General features: G+C 69.1%; 24 protein-coding genes. 9 read left to right on the forward strand and 15 right to left on the reverse strand.

Translation table 11 applies throughout. The features are described 5' to 3' along the window. Position 1: 1 nt before the first annotated feature. Positions 2-451 (forward strand): TIGR00725 family protein, encoded by a 450-nt coding sequence (locus ACOZ4N_RS14055; protein WP_424016994.1) that lies wholly within the window; start codon positions 2-4, stop codon positions 449-451. Next, on the forward strand, positions 448-900 hold the full coding sequence (locus tag ACOZ4N_RS14060) for a hypothetical protein (protein WP_424016995.1): 453 nt from the start codon (positions 448-450) through the stop codon (positions 898-900). The genes ACOZ4N_RS14055 and ACOZ4N_RS14060 overlap by 4 nt, the downstream gene beginning before the upstream one ends. 189 nt (positions 901-1089) lie before the next feature. On the opposite strand, the gene ACOZ4N_RS14065 is transcribed toward ACOZ4N_RS14060, so the two are convergent. Together ACOZ4N_RS14065 and ACOZ4N_RS14070 are read right to left on the reverse strand one after the other, a co-directional pair. Continuing rightward, positions 1090-2610, reverse strand: a complete 1521-nt coding sequence (locus ACOZ4N_RS14065) for a hypothetical protein (RefSeq protein WP_424016996.1) — start codon at positions 2608-2610, stop codon at positions 1090-1092. Between the two features lie 46 nt (positions 2611-2656). After that, positions 2657-3037 (reverse strand): universal stress protein, encoded by a 381-nt coding sequence (locus tag ACOZ4N_RS14070; protein WP_424016997.1) that lies wholly within the window; start codon positions 3035-3037, stop codon positions 2657-2659. Between the two features lie 87 nt (positions 3038-3124). Here ACOZ4N_RS14070 and ACOZ4N_RS14075 point away from each other — a divergent pair, with 87 nt between their 5' ends. After that, positions 3125-3874, forward strand: coding sequence for a ribonuclease H-like domain-containing protein (locus tag ACOZ4N_RS14075; RefSeq protein ID WP_424016998.1), 750 nt, complete (start codon positions 3125-3127; stop codon positions 3872-3874). Between the two features lie 114 nt (positions 3875-3988). Here ACOZ4N_RS14075 and ACOZ4N_RS14080 read toward each other — a convergent pair whose 3' ends face one another. From ACOZ4N_RS14080 to ACOZ4N_RS14115, 8 genes are all read right to left on the reverse strand, one after another. Next, the gene (locus tag ACOZ4N_RS14080; RefSeq protein ID WP_424016999.1) at positions 3989-4684 is read right to left on the reverse strand and encodes a GNAT family N-acetyltransferase; all 696 of its coding nucleotides are present in this window, start codon (positions 4682-4684) and stop codon (positions 3989-3991) included. 104 nt (positions 4685-4788) lie between these two features. Continuing rightward, positions 4789-5130: a hypothetical protein gene (locus ACOZ4N_RS14085; RefSeq protein WP_424017000.1), complete on the reverse strand. Its 342-nt coding sequence runs from the start codon at positions 5128-5130 to the stop codon at positions 4789-4791. A 49-nt stretch (positions 5131-5179) separates the two neighbouring features. Continuing rightward, entirely contained in the window at positions 5180-5533 is a 354-nt protein-coding gene (locus ACOZ4N_RS14090) for a hypothetical protein (protein ID WP_424017001.1), read from the reverse strand. Further along, a complete protein-coding gene (locus ACOZ4N_RS14095) occupies positions 5530-7947 on the reverse strand; it encodes a penicillin acylase family protein (protein WP_424017002.1) in 2418 nt (805 codons plus the stop codon). Before ACOZ4N_RS14095 ends, ACOZ4N_RS14090 begins: the two co-directional genes overlap by 4 nt. Before the next feature lie 32 nt (positions 7948-7979). Then, on the reverse strand, positions 7980-8699 hold the full coding sequence (locus ACOZ4N_RS14100; protein WP_424019958.1) for a hypothetical protein: 720 nt from the start codon (positions 8697-8699) through the stop codon (positions 7980-7982). Positions 8700-8820: 121 nt separating this feature from the next. After that, entirely contained in the window at positions 8821-11496 is a 2676-nt protein-coding gene (gene leuS, locus ACOZ4N_RS14105) for a leucine--tRNA ligase (RefSeq protein ID WP_424017003.1), read from the reverse strand. Between the two features lie 90 nt (positions 11497-11586). Continuing rightward, complete coding sequence (locus ACOZ4N_RS14110) at positions 11587-12762, reverse strand: CBS domain-containing protein (protein ID WP_424017004.1); 1176 nt, start codon at positions 12760-12762, stop codon at positions 11587-11589. Positions 12763-12956: 194 nt separating this feature from the next. Continuing rightward, complete coding sequence (locus tag ACOZ4N_RS14115; protein ID WP_424017005.1) at positions 12957-13517, reverse strand: SprT-like domain-containing protein; 561 nt, start codon at positions 13515-13517, stop codon at positions 12957-12959. Between the two features lie 149 nt (positions 13518-13666). Here ACOZ4N_RS14115 and ACOZ4N_RS14120 point away from each other — a divergent pair, with 149 nt between their 5' ends. Next, entirely contained in the window at positions 13667-14884 is a 1218-nt protein-coding gene (locus ACOZ4N_RS14120; protein ID WP_424017006.1) for an acyl-CoA dehydrogenase family protein, read from the forward strand. Here the strand turns inward: ACOZ4N_RS14120 and ACOZ4N_RS14125 are convergent, their stop codons facing one another. Both ACOZ4N_RS14125 and ACOZ4N_RS14130 read right to left on the reverse strand, forming a co-directional pair. Further along, positions 14885-15259, reverse strand: a complete 375-nt coding sequence (locus tag ACOZ4N_RS14125; protein ID WP_424017007.1) for a type II toxin-antitoxin system VapC family toxin — start codon at positions 15257-15259, stop codon at positions 14885-14887. Further along, a complete protein-coding gene (locus ACOZ4N_RS14130) occupies positions 15256-15489 on the reverse strand; it encodes an antitoxin VapB family protein (protein ID WP_424017008.1) in 234 nt (77 codons plus the stop codon). Before ACOZ4N_RS14130 ends, ACOZ4N_RS14125 begins: the two co-directional genes overlap by 4 nt. A 98-nt stretch (positions 15490-15587) precedes the next feature. Here ACOZ4N_RS14130 and ACOZ4N_RS14135 point away from each other — a divergent pair, with 98 nt between their 5' ends. The 3 genes from ACOZ4N_RS14135 to ACOZ4N_RS14145 all read left to right on the forward strand — a co-directional run bounded on the left by ACOZ4N_RS14135 (position 15588) and on the right by ACOZ4N_RS14145 (position 17738). Next, complete coding sequence (locus ACOZ4N_RS14135; protein ID WP_424017009.1) at positions 15588-16391, forward strand: N-acyl homoserine lactonase family protein; 804 nt, start codon at positions 15588-15590, stop codon at positions 16389-16391. A 147-nt stretch (positions 16392-16538) separates the two neighbouring features. Next, complete coding sequence (locus ACOZ4N_RS14140) at positions 16539-17258, forward strand: DUF4396 domain-containing protein (protein ID WP_424017010.1); 720 nt, start codon at positions 16539-16541, stop codon at positions 17256-17258. Between the two features lie 45 nt (positions 17259-17303). Then, a complete protein-coding gene (locus ACOZ4N_RS14145) occupies positions 17304-17738 on the forward strand; it encodes a PaaI family thioesterase (protein WP_424017011.1) in 435 nt (144 codons plus the stop codon). Positions 17739-17759: 21 nt separating this feature from the next. Here ACOZ4N_RS14145 and ACOZ4N_RS14150 read toward each other — a convergent pair whose 3' ends face one another. Beyond that, positions 17760-18488 carry an SDR family NAD(P)-dependent oxidoreductase gene (locus tag ACOZ4N_RS14150; protein ID WP_424017012.1) on the reverse strand — a complete coding sequence of 243 codons (729 nt, stop codon included), beginning with the start codon at positions 18486-18488 and terminating at the stop codon, positions 17760-17762. A gap of 143 nt (positions 18489-18631) precedes the next feature. Here ACOZ4N_RS14150 and ACOZ4N_RS14155 point away from each other — a divergent pair, with 143 nt between their 5' ends. Continuing rightward, a complete protein-coding gene (locus ACOZ4N_RS14155; RefSeq protein WP_424017013.1) occupies positions 18632-20188 on the forward strand; it encodes a GMC family oxidoreductase in 1557 nt (518 codons plus the stop codon). Between the two features lie 102 nt (positions 20189-20290). Here ACOZ4N_RS14155 and ACOZ4N_RS14160 read toward each other — a convergent pair whose 3' ends face one another. Continuing rightward, on the reverse strand, positions 20291-21664 hold the full coding sequence (locus tag ACOZ4N_RS14160) for a cryptochrome/photolyase family protein (RefSeq protein ID WP_424017014.1): 1374 nt from the start codon (positions 21662-21664) through the stop codon (positions 20291-20293). Positions 21665-21744: 80 nt separating this feature from the next. Between ACOZ4N_RS14160 and ACOZ4N_RS14165 the strand changes: the two genes are divergently transcribed. After that, positions 21745-22221, forward strand: coding sequence for a hypothetical protein (locus tag ACOZ4N_RS14165; protein WP_424017015.1), 477 nt, complete (start codon positions 21745-21747; stop codon positions 22219-22221). Positions 22222-22224: 3 nt separating this feature from the next. On the opposite strand, the gene ACOZ4N_RS14170 is transcribed toward ACOZ4N_RS14165, so the two are convergent. Continuing rightward, positions 22225-23361 (reverse strand): site-2 protease family protein, encoded by a 1137-nt coding sequence (locus tag ACOZ4N_RS14170; RefSeq protein ID WP_424017016.1) that lies wholly within the window; start codon positions 23359-23361, stop codon positions 22225-22227. Positions 23362-23441: the final 80 nt, after the last annotated feature.

Raw genomic sequence — 23441 nt, forward strand, 5'->3', positions numbered from 1 at the left:
GGTGCGCGTCAGCGTCATCGGCGGCGGCGTGATCGACCGCGAGACGGCCGCCACGGCCAGAGAGGTCGGCCGCGAACTCGCCGACCGAGACCACACCGTCGTCTGTGGCGGTCTCGGCGGTGTGATGGAGGCCGTCTGCGAGGGGGCGGCCGAGGCGGGTGGCGACACCATCGGCATCGTCCCCGGCCCGGACCGCGAGGCGGCCAACGAGTACGTCGACACCGCCGTCGCGACGGCCATGGGCAACGCCCGGAACGTCCTCGTCGTCCTGAACGGCGACGCGGCCATCGCCATCGACGGGTCGACGGGGACGCTCTCGGAGATCGGCCACGCGCTGGACTTCGACCGGCCAGTTGCGGGCCTCGACACCCACGACATCGAGGGGGTCGCGGCGGTCGATTCGGCGGCCGCCGCAGTGGACCACGTCGAGTCGGCGGTCGGCGAGCGATGACCGACCGAACCGCCGATCTCGATGTCTACGACCACGTCCGACCCACCGACGACGCCATCGAACCGGGCGTCTATCGCGTCGTCGGGACCACAGGGGACGGCGTCACGCTCCTGCAGGTGGCCGACGCCGACGGAACGCGGCGACACACCGGCACCGTCGTCACCGTGGGTCGGGACGACCTGTCCGGGCTCGAACCGGCCGCGAACCCGGACGAGAACCGGTCGATTGGCGCGTGGGTCACGGGGCAGTTGGAAGGGTTCTACTGGTCTCTGCGGGTGTTGGCGGGGACGGTCCGGGAGCGTCCGATCCTGGGGACGGTCGCGCTGGCGGCGATGACGGTCGGGTTGTTCGGCGACCCGTTCGTCCCGATCCCGGACGCCGGGGACGTGCTGTTGTTCCTCGCCGGGGCGGTCGGTCTAGTGGTGCTGTCGCGGCGCGGGGCGGCGTGAGGAGAGCGGCGGGCCGCGGTACGGCGCTGTTGCGGTGCGGGTACTGCCAGCGTCCGGCGCGCTCCGCGCGCCGGTTCACTCGGCGCGAGGCGAAGCCGAGCGCCGAGGGAGTTTTTATACTAAATTTTTGCGAGTGGGGGTGACGGCACCGCCGTCACCCCCCGAAGTAAAAATTTAGGAGGTGAAAATTTAGTCGTCTAGCCAGTCGGCGAAGGTGCCTTCGACGAGCGTCTCGGTCTGTTTTTCGACGTAGCGGGCCTGCATGCCCCAGATGGCCTCGGTCAGTGGCACGCCGCGTTCGACCTGGCGTTCGACGAGGCCGTGTTTCCAGCGGGCGGGCGTGGTCCGGCGGTCGACGCGTTCCCGCAGCGGGCGGATGTACCGGCGGGCTTCCTCGGTGGAGAGGCCACGGAGTTCGAGGCCGTCGCGGGCGTACTCGAAGATCTCGCCGTAGATCTCGTCGACGGCACCCGTCTCGGAGGCGTCGGCGGTGAGCCAGGTGAACTCGGCCTGGAGGCCGTCACAGACGGCGGCGTAGAAGTTGGCCTTGGCGGTCTGCCAGTCGAGGTTCCGGACGGGGTGTTCCCGGCGGGGCAGGCTCTCCATGAGGCCGGCGAACAGGGCCTGGAAGGCGACGGCGTCCCGGATGGTCGGCTGGGCCGAGAGGGGGCGGAACTCGATGCGGGCGTTGGCCGCCGACCGGGACCCGCCGTCGAAGACCGGGCGGACCCACCGCCAGTAGGAGCCGTGTTTGTGCCGGAGGTGCCGGAAGCGGTCGTCGAAGCGCTGGCCGTCGGGCACGTCCATCGGGACGATGGTGCGGTCCTGAGCGATGTCGTGGATGGCCTCCTCGACGCTGTCGAAGTCGGGCGGGAAACACACCTTGGGGTCGCCGTCGCCGGTCTGGGGGTTCAACACGTCCTCGAAGACGGTGATGCGGTGTTCCATCCAGGCGTCGGCGAGAATCTGCCCGGCGGGCACGTCGTCGTACATCTCCGGCGGGAAGAACGGTGAGTTGGCACCGAGGGCGGCCAGCGGGCCGGCCACGCGCAGGGCGTAGGTGAAGTGTTCGGGCAGGTCGGGGGCGTGGGGGACCTGGTAGTGGGGCTGGATCGAGGTGATGAGGCTCTCGGGCATCACCGTGTCGGCTTCGAGGGTGACGTGGGGGGCGTCGATCCGGAGCCCGGAGGGATAGTCGGTGTTGGCCATCGTGTGGTACCGCACCGCGTCGGACATGTTGGTGGCAATCCTGATTCCCTCGGCCTCGATGCTGTCACAGAGGTAGTCGGTGGCCGTCTCGCCGTTCGGTGGGACGGTCCACATCCCGTCGGCGACGAGCTGGATGTTCTCGCGGCCGACGGCTTTCTGGGCGGCGTCGACGTGGGCCTGGAGTTCGGCCTCCTGTTCTTCCAGCCCGTACCGGGAGAGCGGGACGGGCGTGGTCTGGATCTCGGCGTTGTGGAGGCCGAGTTCCTTCTCGAAGCCGATGCGGTCCAGGAGCTGGCGGGGGACCCGCATCAGGGCGTCGGTCCGGTCGTCGACGGCGTACAGCTCCTGCTCCAGCCCGATGATGGCCTGGGAGTTGTCGAAGGTGCCGTCGTACACCTCCTCGATCAGTTCCTCGGCTTCGGCTTCGGCACGCTCCTGGAACGCCTCGGCGTCGACGGTGAGCGCCTCCCTGACCCGTGCCGCGAGCTCGGAGCCGGACATACGCCCCCCTGTGCCGTCCTCGGTGAAAAGAACGGGGGTCTCGGGCTCAGGACAGGTCCGGCAGTGGCACGACGACGACTGGCACGTCCAGGCTCACCAGCAGGTCGGCGGCGGTTCCGCCCAGTCCGGGCGCGGCGTCGGGGTCGCCCCGTCGCGCACCGATCAGGACCTCGTCGACGTCGCGTTCGGCGACCAGTGACTGGATCACCTCGCTCGGGCGGCCCGCCTCGGTGATAGTCTCGACGGTCGGGTCGACGAGTCGCGTGCGGGCGACGTTGGTGGCGTCACCCGAATCGCGTGGGTCGCCGTCGGGTTCGGTGACGCTGACGACGACGACGGTGTCCTCGGTGGTAACGCGTTCGCCGAGGTAGTCACAGGCGGCCGCGGTCGTGTGGACCGACGCGGTGGCGACGAGGAACGTGGTCATACCCCCGACTGCGTGCGCGACCACCATAAATCGTCTCCGGCGGCGGCAGGCGACAGCGTTTTGTCCGCCCGGCCCACCCCTGTCGGTGTGCGAATCGAGAACAGCTTCATCCCGGTCCGGGGCGTGGGCGAGACGACCGAGCGCCGGCTCTGGGAGGCCGGCGTCACCCACTGGGACGAGTTCGACGGCTCCGTCGTCGGGGAGACCACGGCCGACCGGATCCAGTCGTTCATCGACACGGCACGGGACCGACTGGCGGACGGCGACGCACGCTACTTCGGCGAGCAGTTCCCCAGCGGCGAGCGCTGGCGGATGTACGAGAACTTTCGTTCCGATGCGTGCTTTTTCGACATCGAGACGACCGGCCTCTCACAGCATCGCGACAAGGTGACGACCGTCAGTTTCCACCAGGACGGCGAGACCACCACCCTCGTCCGGGGCGACGACCTCACCGCCGACGCCCTGCGCGCCCAGTTTTCCGACGCCGCCATGCTCGTGACGTTCAACGGGAAACGCTTCGACGTGCCTTTCCTCGAAACCTCCTTCGACCTCTCGCTGGACCACCCCCACCTCGACCTGATGTACCCCTGCAAGCAACTCGGTCTCACGGGCGGACTCAAGGTGATCGAGCAGGAGATCGGCGTCGAGCGCGACCGCCCCGACATCTCCGGCGAGGACGCCGTTCGCCTCTGGAAGGAACACCAGCGCGGCCGCGACGGCGCACTCGAACGGCTGATCTCGTACAACCGCGAGGACGCCGTCAACCTCCGGACGCTCACCGACACCGTCGCGGACCGCCTCCACGACGACGTGTTCGCGCCGGCCGCCGAGCGGTAATACCGTCCAGCCTCGTACCTGTCACCGACGATATAACACCCCTTCGTTTCGACTGCACGAACAGTCGCAGTGAGTGGGACGACGGTGGATATTGGTTCCAGTCGAAAGAGCGGGTCAACCGTCGGATTCGTCGGTGGAGTCGAACAGTTCGTCCACGTCGCCGGTGTCGTCGTCGAGCCACTCGTCGAGCTGGAACCAGTCCGGGGCTTCGGAGTCGGCGAGCCGCGGGGCTGACGGGCCGTCCGCCGGGTCGTCGCTCGCGTCGTCGATCTCGGTCGGCTCGGGCGTGTCGCCGGGGTCGCGGTCGCCTTCGAACGGGTCCGCGTCGTCGGCGACGTGTTTGCGCATGCGGACGAACTCGACGGAGACGTCCTCGATGGTGGTCACTTCGTCGTCGAGTTGCCAGTAGCCGACCGACTCGTAGAACGGGACGGCGTTGCGCGCCGCGACGATGTCGATGGTCTCGATGCCCTGGAACTGCGCGGAGAGTTCGAGTTGCTTGACCAAGGCGGTGGCGACGCCGTGGCCGTGGTGGTCGGGGTGGACGTAGACGGCGTCGATACGCTCGTCGGGAACGTTCAGCGCCCCGTAGCCGACGATCCGGTCGTCACGCTCCCCGACGTGGACGACGAAGCGGTCGTCGCCGATGGCTTCCTCGAACGTGTCGAGGTAGCTGTCCTTCGGTTTCCAGGCGTCGACCTGTTCGGGGCTGTACTGCCAGTGTTCGAGGTCCTCGATTGCCGCCCGCTTGATCGAGAGAATCTCTTCTGCGTCCTCCGGCTCTGCCCGACGGAAGCGGACGTCCGACATCGTTACGGCGACCTGTCCGGGATAGCGGAGCCGCGGATAAAAGTAGTCGCATCGTACTGGCTGGTGAAACGAACCGGACGGCGGGTGGCCACCCCCGCTGGTCCTTACTGCTCGACCGGTTCGGCCTCGGGTTCGTCGTGGTCGACGGACTCGACCGCCACCGCGGCACCCTCGTCACGGCCGACCCGGCGTCGGTACATCGCACGCGCCGCCACGGCGGCGGCCACGACGGCCGCGACACCGATCACGCGTCGGCCGCGGGACGGCGAGGAGCGCTCCGGTGCGTCGTCGACCATCTCCTCGTCCTCGATCATCCGGTCGGGGTCGGTCACCATCCGGTCCGGGTCGGTGACGACCACGTCGTCCACGTCCGCCTCAGGGGCCGGAATGCCGATGGTCGCGCCGTCGAAGTGCAGCTCGAACAGGGTAACGTCGTCGAATGCCATACCACCAGTAGGTCGCGACACGACTTATAGTAGTAGTGACACGTGGTAGCTAGCGGAGTCCGCGGGCCAGTGACCCGAGGAGGCTCCCCACGAGCGGGATGGCGGTGGTGACCGCGAAGACCTGTCCCATCCCGAGAAAGAGGGGCAGGTTGCCCGTGCCCGCGAGCCAGAGGGCGAAGACGAGCCACGAGAGGACGCCGAAGCCGAGGCCAGCGAGCAGGCCGCGGCCCAGCGAGGGCTGGGTGAGCGCGACCAGCGCGCCGCCGAGGACGAACCCCAGCCAGTGGAGCGGGACGACCACCAACCCGACGACGACGGCACCCACGGCCGCGAGCCGGCGGTGGCGCGGGGCCGCCCGGAGCGCGTCGAGTCGGTCACCGATCCCCGCCAGTCGCTCGCTCATCGCTCGCCCTCCTCGAACCGCACGGCGATCTCGCCGTTCGTCCCGAGCGGGATCGGCTTGTACTCGCCGTCGGCCCAGGCGCGCAACTGGTCGTGGTAGTGATCCGAGAAGACCGAGCCGTCGTTGCCGCCGGGGAAGGCACCCTCGGAGGTGGCCGCCGATTCGTCCATCGAACAGATCATCCGCCAGCTACTGCCGACCGACTCCTCGTGGCGGAAGTTGTTCAGTGACGCCGCCGAGCCGTCGGTGGGGTACCGGGGATAGTTCAGCCACGACCGGTCGAACGGGTGGTCGATGGCGGTCGTGTTGTAGTCGCCGTAGGTGGCCCAGCCCTGTTCGTCGAGTTCCGTCGCCGTCCGGGCGAGTGCCTCGGCGATGGCCGCGTTCCGGCCGTCGGGGAACCACGCCGAGTCGGGGTCGAGGCCGAGCAACACCCAGTCGCCGCCGTAGTACTCGGTCACGTCGCGGCGGTCGCCCAGCGCGTCTCCGAGTCGCGGGCGGAACACCACGTCCCGGTAGTGATCGAGGAAGCGCGCGAACACCAGCGCCGCCCGCGAGTCACGGTCCATCCGGTAGTCCCAGCCGTCGAGGTCGGCGAGCAGGCTCGCGGCGTCGCCGTCGACGGCCGACGCCGCCTCCTGCATCACGGGCACGAACTGCGCGGCCCGGGCGTCGTAGGTGTCCCGCTGGAGGGTTCGCATGAACGCGGGGTCGACCGGCTCGTCACCCGTGATCCGGCGGTCCAGCCGGTCCCAGAGGCGGAGGCCCCGGTAGGGGTCGCCGTAGGCCTCGGCGAAGTAGTAGGGATAGTCGGCGTCGTCGACGACGCGCTGGTTGGCTGTTCCCAGGTAGCCGGGCTGGTCGGCGTGTGGCATCTCCGCGAACGGGACGAACCCCTCGCCCTCCCAGTCGGTCTCGCCGTAGGGCGTGTAGCCGGTCCACTCGCCCTCCTTCGCGGAGCCGTCGAACACGCGGTCGCCGGGGACCTGCTCGCCGTCGGTCCGCCGGATGGGGACCTTGCCGACGACCCGGTAGTGGGTGTTGCCCGCGCGGTCGGCGTAGACGCAGTTCTGCGTGGGCAGGTCGAACCGTTCCAGGGCCGCCAGCGCCTCCTCCATGCCGTCGCTGCGGTTCAGGTCGCGGACGGCCTCGGTCGTGCGGGTGGCACCGAGGCCGGTCCAGGCGACGCCGACTTCGGTGCGGAGGTCGTCGCCGTCGGCCTCGGCGGAGAGGACGGGGCCGTGGACGGTCTTGCGGACGGTCACGGTCCGGTCGTCCCCGTCGGCGACCTCGATGGTCCGGTCTTCGGTCTCGAAGTCGCGCCACTCGTCGCCGTATCGGTACTGGCCGTCGCGGGTCTCGTACTCGTAGAAGTCGATCACGTCCGCGCCGGCGTTGGTGAACCCCCACGCGCCGCCGGCGTTCTCCCCGATGACGACGAAGGGGACGCCCGGGAACGTGACGCCCCGAACCGTCGTCTCCGGACCGTCCAGCCCCATCTCGTACCACACGGGCGGGGCCATCAGCGACAGGTGCGGGTCGTTGGCCAGCAGTGGCGCGCCCGAGGCGGTGTGCTCGCCCGACACGACCCACGAGTTCGAGCCGACGCCGGGCGGCGACTCGAACCCCGAGAGCCAGCCCTCGAGGTCGGGGTGGGTCGCCCGCTGGTCGTCGGTCCCGGACGGAACGGTCGTCCGCCGGGCCGCGGACGCCGCGCCGTCGCCCGCCTCGTGGCCCAGGATCGCCGCGTCGTGGTCGAGGCGGCTCGGGTACAGGCCCTCGATGCCGGCGGCCCGGACGGTCTCGCGCCGGAGCGTCCGGAAACTCCCCGTGAGCGTCCAGCCGATCTGTTTCTCGGCGAGCATGGCGTCGGCCGGGTTCCAGGGCTCGGGCTCGAACCCGAGCAGGTCGTACTCGGCGGGGAGCGGGCGGCCGCCGTCGACGTGGCGGTTGACGCCCTCGGTGTAGGCCTCGACGAGGTCGCCGGTCTCGGACCCCTCCAGGCGGTTCCACGTCGCCTCGGCCGCCCCGGCGAAGTCCATGGCGACGTGAAAGCGGTCGGAGTCGAGAGTGGCGTCGCCGACGACCGCCGAGAGTTCGCCGCGCATCTGCCGTCGCTGGAGGTCCATCTGAAAGAGGCGGTCGGCCCCCTGGACGTAGCCGACCGCGAAGTACAGCGCCCGCTCGTCGTCGGCCGACACGTGAGGCACGCCGTGGTCGTCGTAGCGTAGCGTCGCCGCGCCGTACGGGCTCTCGACGGTCTCCGGGAGGTCGTCGCCGGCGGTGTCCCAGAGGTCGCCGCTGAACGGCGCGAACCGGTCGAGGTAGCGCCGGATCGGCGTCCCGGCGGCCCCGGCGACCCCACCCGCCAGTAGCGCGCCCAGCACGGCGCGACGGGTTCGTTCGCGATCCATGACCCGTCACGGAGCCCGAGCGGTGTAAAACCCTAGAATCCGCCCCAGCGCAGGTAGACCATCACCGCGATGATCGCGAGCTGGAAGCCGCCCTGCACCGCGCTCAGTTTCGCGTTGCGCATCCCGATCCGGCTGATGACGTCCGTGTCGGGATCGGCCGAGCGCATCTCCAGATACATCTTGACCTCGCCGGGCATCAGGACGCCAAAGCCCAGCACGCTGAGGACGGCGACGATCCCCAGCGCGGCGGCGAACACCGGACGCGTCATCCCGAAGTTCGGCAGCGCGACGGCGAGGTACGCGCCACTGCCCACGAGCGCGATGCCGAAGGCGACGAGCCACCGCCAGTCCGTGAAGGCGTCGAACTGCCAGCCGATCAGCGCGAGGGCGGGCAACAGCGTCGCCGCGGTCAACAGCGCGAGCCAGGCGTGTGCGTGCGGGAAGACCCAGCCGCCACGGAGCGCCAGCGTGATCCCCCCGGCGATGGTCACCAGCGCCAGCGACGGCATCAGGAAGGTCATCTTCGGGGTGAACCGCTGGAAGACGTTCGCCCGCTCCTCGACCGCCAGCCCGCCCAGCACCGGCCCCAGCACGACGGCCATGAACAGGTCGATCCCCGTCCACAGCACGCCCGCCATCACGTGGACGTAGGTGTGGTGCTGGATCGAACCGAGTGTCACCGCGTAGATCAGAAGCGCGACCGGGACTGCCACCGCCCCGACCGCGAACGCCGGATTCGCCCGCGTCCCCATGCCACGAACCGTACCGCGAACCGAGACTGCCATCCTGTCGAGGAGGTCGGAAAGCCGTCAGAAATGCGTATCGGTCGTGTCGAAGCCGCGAACCGCGGTCCGTGGCCGGACCGCCGGCCGCTCAGTGGATGTGGATGGCCGGCCGGTTGGGTTCGGCCTTGGCCGCGAGGTCGTCGCCGTCGGCGGCCTGCCGGACCGTGACCGCGGCCCCGAACTCGTCTTCGAAGAGCCAGACCGCCTGCTCCAGGATCTCGCGCTCGCGGTCCGGGGCCATCGTGGGTTCGAGTTCGGCGCTGCGCTCGCCCAGCGACGCGGCGAAGTCGGCGGCCGCCTCGCCGTGGTCGCGGACCGCCTCGTCGTCCATGACCTGGCCGACGACGGCGGTATCGTCGTCGGCCTCGCGGGCGATCTCGTAGGCCCGGTACTTCCAGTCCTGTGCGACGACGATCTCGATCTCGTCGGGGTCGTCGATGTCGACCACGTCCGTAATCTCCCGCACGTCGTCGAGCGTGTTCCGGACGAGTTCCCGCTCGATCCGGAAATCGTCCACGTCGTGGAGGGCGGTCGGCCAGTCGGCTCCCGCGGCCAACCCGTCTTCGCCCAGCAGGTGCCACAGTTCCTCGCCCAGGTACGGCGCGATGGGGGCGACCAGCGCCGCGAGCGTCCGGAGCGCGCGGCTGTAGGCGTACTTGTACGGGGGTTCGTAGTCCCGATAGCGGCGGAGCAGGCGGGCGAAGCGCCGGAGTTCGCCGACGACCTGGTGGAACCGGAAGCGGTCGTACTCGGTCGTCACCGCCGCGATGGTCCGGTCGATCTCGCGTTCGAGGTAGGCGTCGTGCGGTTCGCTCTCGGTCCGGCTGTCGATCTCCCCCTCACTGAACTCCGCCACCATCCCGTACAGCTCCTGCTGGAACTCGTAGGCCGTCCTGACGTTCTTGACGGTCCACTCGAAGTCCTGTCGAGGGTGGGCCGCCGAGAGGACGAACAGGCGCGTCGTCTCCGCGCCGTACTCGTGGGGTGCGATGGCGTTGCCCTTCGACTTGGACATCTTCTTGCCGTCCTTCAACACCGTGCCCTGGTTGACCAGCTGCTCGACGGGTTCGCGAACGTCGAGCAGGTCGAGATCGGCCAGCGCCCGCGTGAAAAAGCGAATGTACAGCAGGTGGAGGATGGCGTGTTCCTCGCCGCCGACGTACACGTCCACGGGCAGCCACTCGTCGGCCACGTCGGTGTCGAAGGGAGCCTCGTCGAGGTCGGGGCTCAGGTACCGCAGGAAGTACCACGAGGAGTCGACGAAGGTGTCCATCGTGTCGGTCTCGCGCTCGGCGGGGCCGCCACACTCCGGACAGGTCGTCTCGACGAACTCGTCGTTCTCGGCGAGGGGGTTGCCCGTCGTCTGGACGTACTCGGGCAGTTCCACGGGCAGGTCCTCCTCGGGGACCGGCACGGGGCCACACTCCTCGCAGTGGACGATGGGGATGGGCGTTCCCCAGTACCGCTGGCGGGAGATGAGCCAGTCCCGGAGCCGGTAGGTCACGTCGCTCTCGACGGCGTCGTGGGCCTGCAACTGCTCGCGGGCGGCCGCGCTGGCCAGCCCGTCGTACTCCCCGCTCGCGGTGAGCATCCCGTCCTCGGTGTACGGGTCGGCCGGCAGGTCGGCCGTCGCGTCGCCGATGGGTTCGATCACCTGCTCGACCGGGAGATCCTGCTCGGCGGCAAACGCGTGGTCGCGTTCGTTGTGTGCGGGGACGCCCATGACCGCGCCCGTCCCCACGTCGTCCAGCACGTACGCCGCGACGTAGACGGGGATCGCCTCACCGGTCAGCGGGTGGGTCGCGGTCAGCCCGGTGTCGACGCCGGACATCCCCGCTTCGCCGGGGTCGGCCGCCCGCACGTCCTCGACGTACTCGGCGACGGCCTCGTCCTCGGCGGCGATGTCGGCGGCGAGGTCGTGGCCCGGCGAGAGCGCGATGTAGGTCGCGCCAAAGAGCGTGTCCAGCCGGGTCGTGAACACGTCCACCGCGTCGCCGTCGAGGGCGTCGTCCGCGGGTGCGTCGATCTCGAACGTGACCCGTGCGCCCTCCTGCCGGCCGATCCAGTTGCGCTGGATGTCACGGACGCCCTCGGGCCACCCCTCCAGATCGTCGAGGCCGGCGTGGAGTTCGGCGGCGTAGTCGGTGATCGAGAGGAACCACTGGTCGAGTTCCCGGCGGCCGACGGGCGTCTCACAGCGCCAGCAGACCTCGACGGTCTCGGTCCCAGTGTCAGCCTCGCGCTCGTGCTCGTTCACCTGCGCGTCGGCCAGCACCGTCTCGCAGTCGGGACACCAGTTGACGGCGGCCCCCTCGTAGTCGACGAGGCCCTCCTCGTAGAACTTGGTGAACAGCCACTGGTTCCAGCGGTAGTACTCGGGGTCACAGGTCGTGATCTCCCGGGACCAGTCGTAGCCAAAGCCCATCCGTTCGAGTTCGTCGCGCATCCGCTCGATGCAGGTGCGGGTCCAGGACTCGGGGTCGGTGTCGCGCTCGAAGGCGGCGTTCTCGGCGGGGAGGCCGAAGGCGTCCCAGCCCATCGGATGGAGCACGTCGTCGCCGCACATCCGCCGGTAGCGGGCGTAGGCGTCGGTGATCGCGTAGTTGCGGACGTGGCCCATGTGGAGCGCCCCGGAGGTGTAGGGGAACATCCCGAGGACGTAGGTGGGGTCCGCGGCGTCGTCGGGACAGTCGTAGACCCCTTCCTCCTCCCAGACGTGTTGCCAGTACTCCGTGACCTGCGAGGGGTTGTAGCGCTGAGGCATCGAGATTCGCCGTTGTGCCCTCTGGAACCGCGAGCCACATCACTGTTCGGTTGCGCGGTGCGTGCGGGCGGCGGGGCGGCCGGCGACCGCCTACCGCTGGAGGGGCGGCTCTCCGGCGGGCTTACCGAGCGCCGCCGACCGGCTCTCCTGGAGGATCTGGAAGACGGTCATCAGATCCGTCCGGGAGACCAGCCCCGCGAGGTCGCCGTTCTCGTCGACGACCAGGAGGCGGCCGACGTTCTGCCCGAGGATGGTCGAGACGGCGTCCTCGGCCTCCGTCTCGGGCGTGACCGTCCGCAGGTCGCTGGTCATCACGTCCTCGACGCGCATCGCATCGCGCTCGACCTGGTTGACCTGCTGGACGTCCGAGAGGGTCACGATCCCCCGGAGGTCGCCGGACTCGGTGACGACGGGGTAGCCGGTGTGGCGCTCGCTGACCATCCGGTCCACGAGGTCGGCGACGCTGGTCTCGGGCGTGACCGTCGAGAGGTCGGCCGCGGGCGTCATCACGTCGGCGACGGACAGGCCCTCGAAGGCGGCTTCGAGGATCAGCTGGCGGGTCTCGCCGGTCGCCCCGATGTAGATGAAGAAGGCGATGGCGATCCAGAACAGCTGGCCGAGCAGGATGCCGCCGAGGCCGAGCAGGACGGCGAAGCCCTTCCCGACGCCGGCGGCGATGCGGGTGGCGTCCAGCCGCGAGCGGTTTCGCGAGAGGACCGCCCGGAGGATGCGCCCGCCGTCCATGGGGAACCCGGGCAGGAGGTTGAACGCGGCCAGGAAGACGTTCAGGATGGCCAGGTAGCCGAAGACGAACCGCGGCGCGGGCTGGCCGACCGGGAAGGCCAGGAAGGCCGCGTAACAGACCGCACCGACGCCGACGCTGACGATGGGGCCGGCGACGGCGATGGTGAACTCCTGTTTCCAGTCCTCGGGGAACTCCTCCAGCTGGGCCAGCCCGCCGAGGAACCAGAGGGTGATCGAGTCGACGTGGACGCCGAACCGCTGAGCCACGAGGGCGTGGCCGAACTCGTGGATCAACACGCCGCCGAACAGTCCGAGCGCGGCGGCCAGCCCCAGCACCCAGGGGAGCGACCCCCCGCTGAGGGCCGCCGCGTCGATGGTCGTCCCGAGCGACTCGCCAAGCACCTCCGCGGTCGTGCCGACCTGCGATCCGATCAGGAAGACCAGCACCGGGAGAACGAGCAGAAACGATCCGCCCAGGCGAATCGGGATACCGAACGCCGAGCCGATCCGAACACTTGCCATGGGCGTGTGTAAGGCCATCGGCCGGATAAGTCGTCCCCCTCAGGCGCTATCGGCCGTGATCGACGCGGCCCCGTCCGACGCCCCGGTCGAACCCGCTTCCTTCGGGTCGAGAACCGACCGACTGCTCCGCGTTCGGACCGCCCCCAGCGGCAGGCGAAACGGACCCCCGGACGCTCCGGAGAGCTACGTACGCCTCACCAGTCGTCGCCCAGCGCCTCGCGAGCGCGCTCGTAGCCGTCTGCCGTCCGCCAGGTCCGGCCGGACTCGCGGTGCCGGACGACGTACTCGCCCCCACAGTCGCCACACCGGTAGCCCGCGTCGGGCTGGCGAACGGGCTTCGAGGCGCGGTGGCGCTCTGGCCGCCAGTCACAGTTCTCGTCGGTGCAGACCAGTTCGATCCGGCCGTCGGTGAACGACCGACAGTGGCGGGGTGCGTCGATCTCGTCGGCCTTCCGGTAGAAGCGGTCACCGTGGCCGGACTCGCCGAATTGCTGGAACTCCCAGGCGTGGACGAGTTCGTGTCTGATCGTCCCGACGAACTCCGCCCAGCCGAACTCCCGATAGGCGTCCCAGGTCAGAACGACGGTGATCTCGCCGGTGTCGGGGTCGTACCGGCAACAGCCGGCCCGCCGCCGAGCGCGCTCCGAGATCGCCCACTCCAGTTCGGCCACGTCGAGGTCGATGGGCACCGTCGCGGCGTACTCGGCCGCCCGCGCCAGCAACCCGTCGCGCGTCGTCGGTTCCCCGGTCGTCACGCCCGACCCCTCGGAGCGGACCCCCTAAGCGGTTCCGCCCGCGACCCGACGCACAGTACTAACAACGTGCGAGTTTTTCGACTGATATTCTAACATTGTGAGATTTCGGCACGGGATTTATAGTGGCCGGGCCGGAATCTCTCGGGAAGATGCTCACGTTCAACGACTCCGAGGCGGCCGAGGAACTGGCGTCCCGCGCACACGACCTGATGGAGGAAGTCGTCCTCCCGAAAGAGCGGGAACTGTCGGGCGGGATGTCGGTGTCGGACAGCACCATCGAGGAACTCCGCGAGGCGGCCCGCGAGTACGGCGTCTACGCGCCCCAGATCGACGAGGAGTACGGCGGGATGGGCTACGACTTCCGGGACACCCTGCCGACCTTCGAGGAGGCCGGGCGGTCGACGCTGGGTCAGATCGCGATGCGGGTCGACGCCCCCGACGAGGGGAACATGCACCTGCTGGAACTCCACGGCTCGGAACTCCAGAAAGAGGAGTACCTGAAGCCCCTCGTCGCCGGCGACATCGCGTCGGGCTTCTCGATGACCGAGCCGATGCAGGGCGGCGGCTCGGACCCGAAGATGCTCAAGACCACAGCGGAGAAAGACGGCGACGAGTGGGTCATCAACGGCCACAAGTGGTGGACCAGCAAGGGCATCAAGGCCGACGTGTTGCTCGTGTTCGCTCGCACCGATCAGGAGGCTCACCCCTACGAGGGCTGTTCGGTGTTCCTCGTCCCGAAGGACGCAGACGGCGTCGAGGTCGTCCGGAACATCCCCCACGTCGGCAGCGACGTCCACGGGATGGGCCACGCCGAGATCAAGTACAACGACGTGCGCGTCCCCGAGGAGCACCTGCTCGGCGAGGAGGGCAAGGGCTTCCAGCACGTCCAGGAACGGCTCGGCCCCGCGCGACTGACCCACTGCATGCGCTACTCCGGGATGGCCGAGCGGGCGCTCGACGTGACCAAGGCCTACATGAGCGAGCGCGACGCCTTCGGCTCCAAGTTGGCCGAGAAACAGCATCCGCGGATGGTCATCGCCGAACAGGAGACCAACCTCGCGGCCGCCCGGTCGCTCGTCCGGCAGGCCGCCGACCGGATCGCCGACGGCCACGAGGCCCGCGTCGAGGTGAGCATGGCGAAGGTGTTCACGGCGAACGCCACCCAGGAGGCCATCGACACGGCTCTGCAGTTCCTCGGCGGCAACGGCATCGCCAAGGACCTGCCCGTCGCGGACTTCTACGAGAGCGTCCGGCAGTTCCGCATCGTCGACGGGGCCGACGAGGTCCACAAGCGCACCGTCGCCCGCGAGGCCTTCGAAGACGTGCCCGAGGAGGAACTCGACGCGCTGACGCGGTTCGACGGCTGATCAGTACGGACTGACGCGGACCGGCGTCCGGGAGAACTCGCTCGCGTTGCGTGTCACGAGTGGTTCGTCGCGGGCGACGGCGATGCCGGCGATCATCGCGTCTACCGCACCGATCTGCACGCCATCCTCGCGGAGCCCCCGCTGGATGTCGACAGCCCGGCGCGCGGCTTCACCGTCGTAGGGGACGAGCGGCACGTCGTCCATAATCTCCTCGAACCGCTGCCCGGTCGCGCTGTTCGGATCGGTCCCGACGCCGACCTCGGTGTAGACGAGCGTGGGCACGACCAGCAGGTCGTCCTCGATCTCGTCGAGTTTGGCGACCGCGGCGTCGTCGCCGGCCAACAGGTCGATCAGAAAGCAGGCGTCCAGGATCACTGTTCGGGGTCGGTACGCAGTCTGTCGTCCACGTCCGACCGGAACGACCGTGAGTGCTCACGGACGGTCTCTACCTCGTCGTCGTCCAGCAACCCGACGAGACCGTACAGCGGGTGTTCGTCGTCGCCCAGGAGTCGGTCGATAACGTCGCTGAAGCTCTCGTCCTCGCCTTTCGCGCGGCGGAGACGTTCGTACGTCTCCGCTTTGAGGCTTACCGTCTTGCTCGGCATCTGTGTATCTGTGTATTTGGAGTCTGTGCATATAGAAATGTTGCGGGGTCGATGGCCGCCCCCGAGAGTTTTAACACGACAGCCCCGGACCCTCGGGCATGGTAGACGCGACGGTCACGGTCGTCGACCGGGGCTCGGTCCGTTCGGACGTGAACTACATCATCGAGGGGTTCTCCGTCGGCACCGCCACCGAGCCGAACCCGGACACGGTGATGGGCGACGGCGCGGTGTACAATCTGGTGATCGATCACCCCGAGGCGACCATCCTCTGGGACACCGGCTCCCACCCCGAGGCGGGAGAGGGTCACTGGCCCTCGGCCCTCTACGACGCCTTCGAACACTACGACGCCGACGAACACCCGCTGCCGGACGCGCTGGCGGCGGTCGGTTACGCCGTCTCGGACATCGACGCCGTGATCCAGACGCACCTCCACATCGACCACGCCGGCGGTCTCCACCACTTCGACGGGACCGACGTTCCCATCTACGTCCACGAGGCCGAACTGAAACACGCCTACTACAGCGCGAACACCGACGCCGGCGACGACGCCTACGTCGCCGCGGACTTCGATCACGACCTGAACTGGGCAGTGATCAACCGCGACCGGACGGAGCTGTTCGCGGACCTGGAACTGCTCCACCTGCCGGGCCACACGCCGGGCCTGCTGGGAGTGAAACTCGACCTCGACGGGTTCGGCACCGCGATCCTGGCCGGCGACGAGGTGTTCACACGGGCCAACTACGACGGCGAACAGCCCATGGGCGGGCCGATGCTCTGGAGCAAACGCGACTGGTTCGACAGTCTGCAGTTCCTGAAAGACCTCGCGCGCCGGACCGACGCCGCCGTCTTCTGTGGCCACGACAGCGACGACGTGGACCGGCTGCGCGACGAGTTGCCCTGACCGGCAAGAGTGGTTCGATTTTTTAGATTCGTCCGCGAGTCGACTTCGGATTCGCAGCCACAACTGCATAAGGGCCCCAGCGGCAAGGTTCGGTCCGTACGACGGCGGTAGTCGCCAGTCGACGTGCTTTCGGAACGGTGTGTATCCATGGGTGTACTCGGACGGATCGAACGCGCGCTCGAACCGGCGCGGCAAGTACTGACGCCGATCCTGTCGGACCCGCGACTGCTGGCGGCGTGGGCGCTCGTCGTCGCCGTCGCGGTCGCGGTCCTGTGGTGGGACCTCCGCGAGCGAAACCAGGCGCTCCCCTCGACGATGAAGGGCGTCTGGACGCTGGTGGTGCTGTACTCGGGGCCGTTCGGACTGGGGATCTACTGGGTCGCGGGGCGGACCCAGATCAGTCGGGACTCGCTGTGGCGGCGCGGCCTGCGGTCGACCGCGCACTGTTACTCGGGCTGTGGGGCCGGCGAGATCGTCGGCATCGTACTCGCCCAGGTGATTCTGGGTCTGGCGGTCGGCTGGGTCGCCGCCGTCACCTTCGGCTTCGCCTACCTGTTCGGGTTCGGCCTCACGGTCGGCCCGCTGCTACAGGAGGGCGTCGAGTTCCGGGAGGCGTTCGTCGACGCCCTCTACAGCGAGACGCCCTCGATCACGATCATGGAGGTGGTCGCCATCGGGTCGGATCTGTTGCTGGCCGCCAGCGCCCACGTGACCGACGTGCTGTTCTGGCTCGCGCTGTCGCTCTCCCTGTCGCTGGGATTCCTCGCGGCCGTCCCCGTGAACGTCGCCCTCGTCCGGTTCGGGGTCAAGGAGGGGATGCAGAACCCCGCCGAGATGGGCGACGGGGGCGCGCAGGCCGCGGGCTGAGGTGCGACCGGGCCGTTTTTGCCCGACCCGCGTCTGTGACGGGCCATGTCGGACCACTACCGGAAACTGGAGGCGATGTACCACGGCTCGAACGTCAACGACCACGTCCCCGGCGAGCTGTCGATCCGGGAGGGCGAGGCCACCCTCGAAATCCCGGTCGACGAGGAGTACCACCACGCCCTCGGGGCGGTCCACGGCTCGCTGTACTTCAAGGCGCTGGACGACGCGGCCTTCTTCGCGGCCAACTCGCTGGTCGAGGACGTGTTCGTGCTGACCACCGACTTCAACCTCTATCTCGAACGACCGGTCTCGGAGGGGACGATCACCGCGGAAGGGCAAGTGCTGAACGACAACCCCAGCCAGTTGATCGCGGGCGCGGTCGCCACCGACGACGAGGGCAACGAACTGGCCCGCGGGACGGGCACGTTCAGGAAAAGCGACGTGGAGTTGACCGAGGATATCGGCTACGCGCTGGATTGACCGACCCCGGCGCTCGACCGCTCAGCGGAACAGTCGCCGTTTCAGCACGTCGGGCATGTAGTCGATGAGTTTCGCGACCAGCACCCACCGGCGCGTGATGAACGCGTGCCGGCGCTTTTTCTCGATGGCGCGGTGGATCTGTTCGGCGGCGGTCTCCCGGTCGGCCTTCCAGAAGTCACCGCCGGCGAGGTCCGTGTCGACGTAGCCGGGTTCGACGGTCGTCACGTCCACGTCGGCGTCGATGCGGCCCGCCCGGTAGCGCAGGCCGTCGAGGTAGTTCGAGACGAAGGCCTTCGAGGCGCTGTACGCGGGCCACTCGCCGTTGCCGAAGCGGGCCGCGACCGAGGAGACGCCGACGAGGTGGCCGTGGCCCTGTGTCTCGAAGCGGTCCATCGCGGCGGTCGCCAGCGCGGTGAATCCGCGGACGTTCGTGTCGATGGTGTCACGCTCGGGCTCCCACTCCAGGTCGGGGTTCTCGAACGCGACGCCGGCGTTGAGGACGACCACGTCGACCCCACCCATCGCGTCGACGACCTCGTGGAACGTCTCCCGGGCCGCGTCGAGGTCGGTCACGTCCATGCGCGCCACGTACGCCTTCGTCGGGAGGACCCGTCCCAGGTCCTCCAGCAGTTCCCGCCGGCGGGCGGTCAGGCCAACGTCGTAGCCCGCGTCCGCGAGTTCCCGCGCCAGCGCCTCGCCGATGCCCGAGGACGCGCCCACCACCATCGCTCGCTGTCTCGCCCCAGTCATACCCGAGGTACCGGCGGGTTGCCACATTACTCCTTGGGGTCAGTCCTGCCCCGCCCGGCACCGCCACCGACGCCAGCCGACTGCGGCCGGGTTGAGATCTGTTACCATCCATCTTTAATAGTTAATCGCCCATGTAGCGTGTCATGGGAACCACCCACACCCACGACTATATCGTGGTCGGTGCCGGGTCGGCCGGTTGCGCGATGGCGCACCGTCTCTCGGCCGACGGCGACGCCGACGTCCTGCTGCTGGAAGCCGGGCAGCCGGACGAGAAAGACGAGATTCACGTCCCCGCGCTGTTCGGGGAACTGTTCAAGAGTGACGTGGACTGGGAGTACTACACCGAGCCACAGTCGGAACTGGACGACCGGGAGCTGTACTGGCCCCGCGGGAAGGTGCTGGGCGGGTCGAGTTCGATCAACGCGATGATCTACATCCGGGGCAACGAACTCGACTACGACACCTGGGCCGAGCGGGGCAACGAGGGCTGGGGGTACGAGGACATGCTGGAGTACTTCAAGCGCGCCGAGCACTTCGAGCCCGGCGCCGACGAGTTCCACGGCGAGGGCGGGCCGCTGAACGTCACCGGCCAGCTGGACCCCCACCCCACCTCGGCGGCGCTGATCGAGGCCGCCGAGTCCGTCGGCATCCCCCGCAACGACGACTTCAACGGTGCCGACCAGGAAGGCGTCGGCTACTACCACGTCACGCAGAAAGACGGCGTGCGCTGTAGCGCGGCCGCGGCCTACGTCAAGCCCGCGATGGAGCGTGCGAACCTGACCGTCGAGACGGGCGCACAGGTCACCGAGGTCACCGTCGAGGGCGACCGGGCGACCGGCGTCGTCTACGAGCAGGACGGCGACCGCCACGAAGCCAGCGCCGACGCCGAAGTGATCCTCAGTGCCGGCGCGGTCAACTCCCCACAACTGCTCATGTGTTCGGGGATCGGCCCCGCCGACCACCTCGCCGACCACGGCATCGACGTACAGGTGGACCTGCCCGGCGTCGGCCGGAACCTGCAGGACCACCTGTTCGCCTTCACCGTCTACGAGCGGACCAGCGGCCCGCCCGAGCCCGCGGCGACGACCAACATCGCCGAGAGCGGCGGATTCGTTCGCACCGAACCGGATCTCGACGCCCCGAACCTCCAGTTCCACTTCGCCCCGGTCTACTACATGGAACACGGGTTCGCCAACCCGGAGGAGGGCATGGGCTTCTCCATCGGTGCGACACAGGTCCGCCCGGAGAGCCGCGGCCGGATCACACTGAACTCGGCGGACCCGTTCGACGACCCGGCGATCGACCCGCGATACTTCAGCGAGGATCGCGACATGGAGGTGATGATCGAGGGCATCAAGCGGTCGCGGGAGATCGCCCAGGCCGAGCCCCTCGACGAGTTCCGCGGCGAGGAGGTCTGGCCCGGCGAGGACGTGCAGACCGACGCCGAGATCGAGGACCACGTCCGCGAGACGGCCCACACCGTCTACCACCCCGTCGGCACCTGCAAGATGGGCGACGACGACATGGCCGTCGTCGACGACCGCCTGCGCGTCCACGGCGTCGACGGTCTCCGGGTCGTCGACGCGTCGATCATGCCGACGATCAGTAGCGGGAACACGAACGCCCCGACCATCGCCATCGCGGAGAAGGCCGCGGACATGATCGCCAGCGACCGGGCCGTCCCGGCTGGCGACGACTAGAGGGATCGTCGTAGCCATCCAGAGGGTTCGGAGGAGATCCTTCGGCACGGTCGATCCGTTTTGTCGTGAGGAACGGGGGCGCCTCTACGACGATCCCGACAGCTAGCGCTTGCCCAGCGCCCGCTCGAAGACGCGCTGGGCGCGTTCGTATCCCTCGTCGCGGCCGACGATGGGATCGGGATAGTCCGGTGCCAGTTCGTCGCGTTCGTCCTGCGAGAGGGTCGGCCAGTCGATCACTTTCTCGGCCGGCACGTCCCGCAGTTCGGGGACGTACGTTTTCACGAAGTCGGCACCGTCGTCGTACTTGGCCATCTGGCTCACCGGGTCGAAGATGCGCACGTCGACGGAGTCGGTGCCGGTGCCGGCGATCCACTGCCAGTTGCCGTGGTTCGAGGCCGGGTCGTGGTCCACCAGTTGCTTCGTGAAGTAGCGCGCACCCTCGCGCCAGTCGATCAGCAGGTGCTTGCTCAGGAAGGAGGCGACGACCTGCCGCGGACGATTGTGGACGTACCCCTCACGGTTCAGCTGGCGCATTCCGGCGTCGACGAGGGGGTACCCCGTCTCGCCGGCTTTCCAGGCCGCGACGGCCTCGGGGTCGTCGCGCCACGCGATGGCGTTGGGCATCGACTCGTAGTTCTCCGTGGCCAGGTCCGGGTTGTAGTACAGCAGGTGGTAGTTCTGTTCGCGCCAGGAGAGTTCGTAGCGGTACTTCGAGACGTTGCGACGCCGGTCGCCGTCGGCGGCGTCGTAGATCTCGGTCGCGTCGCGCCACACCTCCCGGACTCCGATCATCCCGGCGGCGAGGTACGGCGACATGCGCGAGACCGCCTGTGTCGGCCGGTCGACGGCCGCGGCGAGGTCGTCGCGGGTGTCGCTGTACGTGTCGATGCCGTCCTGGAGGAAGGCGTCGTACCGCTCGCGGGCGGCGTCGTAGCCCGCCGCGGGCAGGTCGATGTCGATCTCGACCGGCGGAATCCCGCCGTCGTCGGTCACGTCGGCCAGGTCGGCCGGGTCGGGTTCCGGGGCGGGCGGGCGCTTCTCGATAGCCTGCCAGTCGTCGTGGAACTGGCTGTGGGTGGGGTAGGCTCGGTCCAGGCGGCCGGGGTCGACCAGCACGTGGTCGGTGTGTTCGGCGGTGTCGGTGTCGAGCGCCGCCCGGACCCGCCGCGCTCGCGCCCGGCGCTCGGGACGATAGTGTTCGTTCCAGGTCACGCCGTCGGCGTCGAACGCGTCGGCGAGCGCGGGGAGGACCGACTCGGGGTCGCCAGTCCGGACGACCAGATCGCTCCCCAGGTCGCGGTAGCGCTCGCGCAGTCGTCGAGCGCCACGCAGGAAGAAGGCCTGCTGACGGTCGCCGACGGCGTCGAACAGGCTCTCGTCGACGACGAAGACGGGGACGACGGTGTCGCTCGCGGCGGCGGCCAGGCCGACGTTGTCACGGGTGCGCAGGTCGCGGCGGTGCCAGAACAGACGCATATCCGGGCCAGGGCCTGCGACGGCTTTGCCCTTGCCCTCCGACGGGAACACCGAAGTGGTCGCGAGCCCGAAGGACTGGTATGGAACCGCTGGTCGCCACACCGTCGCTCTCGGTACCGCTTCGACTCGTCGTCGGCGTGGTGGCGGGTGTGATCGCCACGCTCGCGATGGACGGCGTGATGGGGCGTCTCCCGGAGGGCATGACACCGCCGCTGGTCGCCGCGGGCGTGCTCACCGACCGCCGGCCCGCGGACGCCCACCCACGCCTGGCCGCAGTCGTCCACTACATCGCCGGCGGGGCCAGCGGCCCGCTGTTCGTCACCCTCCTGTGGTTCGGAGAGGCACTGCTGGGCCCGTCGACGAGTACGTACCTGCTCACGACGGCGGTCATGTACCTCGCGATGGTCGGCTTCTTCGTCGTGGTCGTCCTCCCGCAGTCGCGGGGGCTGACGCGCGCTCGGGTGGAGCGAACCCGCCTCGACTGGGCGCTCTCGGCGGCGGCGTACCTCGCGATTCTGGTCCCGCTCGTCGCCCTCGGGTCGGGGTTCCTCCGGTAGCGCTCAGAAGCCGGTGAAGACGATGGGAATCGGCGTGAACGTCAGGACGGCCAGCGCCAGCGTCGCGACCGCGACCGCGCGGCGGCGGGGGTCGACCGGCGTCGAGTCGAGCGGCTCGGCGCCGTCGATCCGGGTGAAGAACAGGGCCAGCAACGCCCAGAAGCCCCAGAGGCCGGCGACGATGGCGGCACCCTCGACGACGTAGACGTACGCCGCCAGCCCCAGCAGGCCGACGGGCACCAGCAACTGCGCGGTGTCGAGGTGATCGCCGATCAGCGCCCGGAGGACGTGTGCGCCGTCGAGTTGGCCCACCGGGAGCAGGTTCAGGAAGGTGACGAACGCGCCGACCCAGCCGCCGATGACGACGGGGTTGGCGATCAGCGACGGATCGCTGTAGTAGAGCTGTTCGCCCAGCAACAGGGCGATGCCCTGGATCAGCGGCGGGTAGCCGAGCTGGTACTGCTGGGCGAAGGAAGTCCCGGCGGCGGCCCCCACGTCCACCGGCGGGAGCGAGACGCCGATTGCAGTGACCACGACGGTCGCGGCGAGGCCGGCCAGCGGACCGGCGACGCCGATGTCGAACAGCGCCCGGCGACTCGGGATGTGGTCACGCATCCGGATCACCGCGCCCAGCGTCCCGAGGACGTTCGGGATCGGGATGAAATAGGGCAGGGAGACCTCGACGCCGTGGTAGCGCGAGAGGGCGTAGTGGCCGAACTCGTGGACCGCCAGCACCGAAAGGACCGAGAGTGCGAACGGCCAGGCCCCGAGCAGGGCGTCGGGACTGCCTTCGAGGGAAAACCCGTACCATCGAGCGCCCGCGAACAGGGTCGTCGCGACGGTGAGACAGAACAGCCCGACGTTGGTCCAGGGGATGCCCTCGACGCCGGGGGATCGCTCGGTCGCCACCAGGACGTGTTCGCCGGTTTCACGGGCCAGTCGGACGCGGTAGCCCCGTTCGCGAAAGCGCGGGGCGAGTTGCTGGACGACGGCGTCCTGGGCGGCCATCGGTTCGCCGTAGTACCGGGCGTCCCCGTCGGCGATCTCGACGTCGTAGACGCGGAAGGTCTCGGACAGCGATTCCGGGTCGGGAAGCTCCGGCGGCAAGGCCGCTGGCGTCGACGACGGAGGGGTCGACATCGACGGGTCTAGGGCCGCGAGCACTAAATACCTGTTCGCCCGCCAGCGGTCGGTTCCGCCAGGGAGGCGGCGTCTGTGCG

The organism is Halorientalis pallida (genome assembly GCF_049605515.1).
GTDB lineage: Archaea > Halobacteriota > Halobacteria > Halobacteriales > Haloarculaceae > Halorientalis > Halorientalis pallida_A.